Annotated in this window: 3 protein-coding genes; all 3 read left to right on the top strand. The window is 73.1% G+C overall.

Annotated features, from left to right (window positions below):
- Positions 1–2142, top strand: a 2142-nt coding sequence (locus tag ABZX11_RS44310; protein WP_354924691.1) for a non-ribosomal peptide synthetase, incomplete at its 5' end; no start/stop codon positions are given.
- 1 nt (position 2143) lies between these two features.
- Entirely contained in the window at positions 2144–3334 is a 1191-nt protein-coding gene (locus ABZX11_RS44315; protein ID WP_354924693.1) for a hypothetical protein, read from the top strand.
- Between the two features lie 179 nt (positions 3335–3513).
- Complete coding sequence (locus ABZX11_RS44320; protein ID WP_354924695.1) at positions 3514–4548, top strand: GDP-mannose 4,6-dehydratase; 1035 nt, start codon at positions 3514–3516, stop codon at positions 4546–4548.
- Positions 4549–4703 lie beyond the last annotated feature (155 nt).

Below are 4703 nucleotides of genomic sequence, written 5' to 3' on the forward strand. Positions count from 1 at the left end.
CCCGCACCCCCCCCAGTCCCGGCCGCCGCGGGGCGGTGCGGTGGTTCGTCCGCGCGGGGCGGCTCGGCCCCGCCCCGCCGGGAGGACCGGTTCAGCGCCACGGCCAACGTGAACAACCTCGGCCGGGTGCCCGCGGACTGGTTCCACACCGGCACGTTCGAGGCCGCCGGCACGTACATGGTGTCGCCGATGGAGCCGGCCACGCCGGTGTCCGTCGTGGCGACCGAGGGCGACGGCCGCACCGACCTCACGGTGGCCTGGTGGGACGGCCCCGGCATGTCCGACCGGGTGGACGCGCTGCTCGACACCGTCGGCGAGGCGCTCGCCCCGGCCGCCCACCGCCGGCAGGGCCGGCTGACGTCCGCGGCGCTGCCGGACCCGGGACCCGGCATCGTGGACCGGTTCCTGGACCAGGTCCGCCGCCGTCCGGACGCCATCGCGGTGAGTGCGTCGGACGGTGAGGTCACCTACGCCGAGCTGGCCCGGCGGGTGCGCGGGGTCGCGAAGTCCCTGCGCGAGCTCGGAGTCGGCCGCGAGGACGTGGTCGGGCTGCTCGCCGACAAGACCGTGGACGCCGTCGCCGGCGCGTGGGGCACCCTGCTGGCCGGCGCCGCCTACCTGCCCATGGACCCCAAGCACCCGGACACCCGCATCCGGACCCTCCTGGCCGACGCGCAGGCCGTGGCCTGCCTGGCCACCCGCCCGCACGACCGGCGCGACCACCGCCCGCACGGCTGCGCCGGGCTCGTGCTCGACGACCTCCCGCGCGACGCCGACCTGGAGCCGGCCGCCCCGGCGCCCGGCGACCTCGCCTACGTCGTCTACACCTCGGGTTCGACCGGCCGGCCCAAGGGCGTCGAAATCGAACACCGCAGCATCGCGGCGTACGCGACCTGTGCGGCGAAGGAACACGGCATCGGCCCGGACACCCGGCTGCCCCTGCTCTGTTCGCTGTCCTTCGACCTCGCCCAGCTCTCCCTGATCCTGCCGCTCACCGTCGGCGGCACGCTGCAGCTGCTGCGCGACGAGATCAGCCACCTCGGCCTGCAGGAGATCCTCGACGCCGGGGCGACGACGCTGTCCCTCACCCCGTCGCACCTCGACCTCATCACCCGCCTGCAGCTGCGGCCGGGCTCGGTGCGCAGGCTGCTGGTCATCGGCGAGCAGTTCACCCGCGGGGTGGCCCTGCGGGCCAGGGAGGTGTTCGGGCCCGACTGCCTGATCACCAACATGTACGGACCGGCCGAGGCCACCATCGGCGTCGGCCACCACGACTTCGACGCCGACCGCGACGAGGGCGCGGCCGTGCCGATCGGCCTGCCGTACGCCGGTGTGACCTACCACGTGCTCGACCCCGGCCGCGGCTACGTCGCCCCCGGCGAGCCCGGCGAGCTGTACATCGGCGGCAGCCAGCTCGCCCGGGGCTACCGGGGCCGTCCCGACCTGACGCGCGAGCGGTTCGTCCGGCTCGCCGACGGCAGCCGCGTCTACCGCACGGGCGACGTCGTGCGCCGGCTGCCCGGCGGCGGCCTGGAGTTCTGCGGGCGGATCGACGACCAGCTCAAGGTGCTCGGCCACCGCATCGAGCCCGCCGAGATCGCCCGGACCATGGAAACGCACCCGGCCGTGTCCGGCGCCGTGGTCGTCGCGCGCACCCGGCCGGGCCACCGCGACAAGACGTTGTGCGGGTACGTCACCGCCGCGAACGGCCCGGTCGACGTCGGCGAGCTCACCGGCTACCTGGCCGACCGGCTGCCCGGTTACATGGTGCCGGCCGCGATCGTGCCGGTCGCGGAGTTCCCGCGCTCGATGAACGGCAAGATCGCGGCCGCGTCGCTGCCCGATCCGTTCGGGGACGCGGAGCCGGTGGCCGGCGGGGCGCTCGAAGGCATGGAGGACACCGTGGCGCGGATCTGGTCGCAGGTGCTCGGCGTCGAAGTCGACCGCTTGCACGGCGCCAGCGACTTCCACCGGCTCGGCGGCGACTCGCTGTCGCTGATCACCATGGTCGCGCAGGTCGCCCGGCACGCGACCGGCCCGGAGGGCGAGCGCGCGTTCGTCAGCCGCCTGCCCGAGATCATCCGCCGGACGACCGTCGAGCACGTGGCCGAACTGGCCGTGCAGGCCCGGGCGGGGCAGTGACATGAGCGTGCCTACGAACGCCGGCACCGGTTTCACCCGCCGGATCGATCCGATCGAGTGGTGGTTCCTGGGGTTCCCGCGCCGGGTGTCGGCGGCGCTGAACCTGTGCGTCGAGGGCGCCGGGCACATCGACCCCGCAGACCTGCGCCGCGCGGTGGCGATCGCGTCACGGGCCTGCCCGGGCGCCCGGCTCGTCCGCCGCGGCCGCACCTGGGTGGACAGCGGCGTCACGCCGGCGGTGACGGTGGCGCCCGGCGTTCCGGCCGAGGCGCCCGAGCTGCGCACACCGCTGCCCGGGCGCGCGGGCCGCACGTGCGAGGTGGTGCTGTTCCCGGGGCCGCAGCCGACGGTGGTGTTCCGGGCCGGGCACGCCGTGATGGACGCGCGCGGGCTGCTGTGGTGGGCCCGTGACGTGTTCCGGGTCCTGCGCGGCGAAGAACCGGTCGGCGCCACGTCGGCCGCCACCTTCGAAGACCTCGACGATCCCCTCCACCGGAAAGCGGACGAATCCGGATCCGAATCCGGGTCCGAATCCGGGTCCGGGGTGCCCGCCCTGCTCGGCGTTCCGCCCGGGGCCGACCTGCGGCGGCAGCTCTGGCGGCGGCGCACGATCGAGGGCACCGTCCCGGCGCTCGAGGCGCGGCTGGCCGCGGCGCTGGTGGAGCTGTCCGGGCACGCCGTCGCCCCGGTCGGCTTCGTGGTCGACGTGCGCCCCGGCCACCCGGGGATCCGGTCGACGGGCAACCTCTCCCTGGCCGTCTCGCTGGACCTGCGGGCCGGGGACGCCTGGCCGGACGTGGACCGGCAGCTGGCCGCCGCGCTCGCGGACCGGACCTGCCGGGTCGACGCGCCGGGCGCGGAGGTCCTCAAGGCACCCCTGCCGCTGCTGCGGCACATCGTCCGGCGGGTCGACCGCGGCGCGCGGCGCGACGACCGGCACAGCCTGCTGGCCGAGGTGTACCACCTGGGTCCGGTGCGGCCCGGGTGGTTCCACACCGATGACTTCACCGCGGCGGCCGGGTACGCGCTGTGCCCGATGGAGCCCGGTGCCGCGTTGTCCGTCGTCGCCACCGAAGGCGACGGGCGGACCGACCTGACGCTGTCCTGGTGGGACGGTCCCGGGATGGCCGAGCGGGTGGACGCCCTGCTCGACCGGCTCGGTGCGGCCCTGGTGCCCCAGGAAACCGGTTGAGGCGTCCGCGAAACCGTTGCTCCGCAACGCCGATCGAGGGATCGGCCCGGCAACTCTCGGGATTTTCCCAGTACCGCTTCGAGTTCGATTGACACTGGTCCGGCCGGTTGCGACGGTCGGACCGGGCAGGAGATCCGAAGCCCGCTGTCCGGCTCGTCGCGAAGAAAGGGGTGCGGCGCATGACCAAGCGCGCACTGATCACCGGGATAACCGGGCAGGATGGCTCCTACCTGGCCGAACACCTGCTGGAGCAGGGATACCAGGTCTGGGGGCTCATCCGCGGCCAGGCGAACCCGCGGAAGTCGAGGGTGAGCAGGCTGCTCGGTGATGTGACCTTTGTGGACGGTGACCTGATGGACCAGGCCAGCCTGGTCTCCGCGGTCGACGCCGCGCAGCCGCACGAGGTGTACAACCTCGGGGCCATCTCGTTCGTGCCGATGTCCTGGCAGCAGTCGGAACTCGTCACCGAGGTCAACGGCATGGGCGTGCTGCGCATGCTGGAGGCCATCAGGGTGGTCAGCGGGCTGAGCGGCTCGCGCACCCCGACCGTGGACAACCAGATCCGGTTCTACCAGGCCTCCTCCTCGGAGATGTTCGGCAAGGTGGCCGAGACGCCGCAGCGCGAGACGACCACGTTCCACCCGCGCAGCCCGTACGGGGTCGCCAAGGCCTACGGGCACTTCATCACCCGCAACTACCGGGAGTCCTTCGGGATGTACGGGGTCTCCGGGATGCTGTTCAACCACGAATCACCCCGGCGCGGGGCGGAGTTCGTGACCCGCAAGATCACCCTGGCGGTGGCGCAGATCAAGCTCGGCCTCCAGGACAAGCTCCACCTCGGCAACCTGGACGCGGTGCGCGACTGGGGCTACGCCGGTGACTACGTGCGTGCCATGCACCTGATGCTGCAGCAGCCCGTCGCCGGCGACTACGTGGTGGGCACGGGGAAGATGCACTCGGTCCGGGACGCGGTGCGGATCGCCTTCGAGTGCGTCGGCCTGGATTGGCGCGATCACGTCGTGATCGACCCGGCGCTGGTGCGCCCGGCGGAGGTGGAGACGCTGTGCGCGGACAACACCCGCGCCCGCACCGAACTCGGCTGGGCGCCCGAAGTGGACTTCACCGAGCTGATGCAGATGATGGTGGAATCGGACCTGCGCCAAGCCGAGCGCGAGCGCGACTTCGGCGATCTCCTGGTGTCGGCCGGCTGGTAGCGCTTCCACCGGTTTTTCGGCGAAGAGCACGAACCCCGCGGGGTTCGTGCTCTTCGCGTTTCCGGCCTTGTGCTGGCACTACTAGGGATTTACCGATCCACGGTCGAGTGAGACTCCTCCCATGGCGTTCGCCGCGACGGATGGGTTGAGCTGAC

The organism is Amycolatopsis sp. NPDC004169 (assembly GCF_040610315.1).
Taxonomy (GTDB): domain Bacteria; phylum Actinomycetota; class Actinomycetes; order Mycobacteriales; family Pseudonocardiaceae; genus Amycolatopsis.

Coding starts and splice junctions, on each gene's coding strand:
- ABZX11_RS44315 (WP_354924693.1), top strand. CDS start 2,144: ATGAGCGTGCCTACGAACGCCGGCACCGGTTTCACCCGCCGGATCGAT.
- ABZX11_RS44320 (WP_354924695.1), top strand. CDS start 3,514: ATGACCAAGCGCGCACTGATCACCGGGATAACCGGGCAGGATGGCTCC.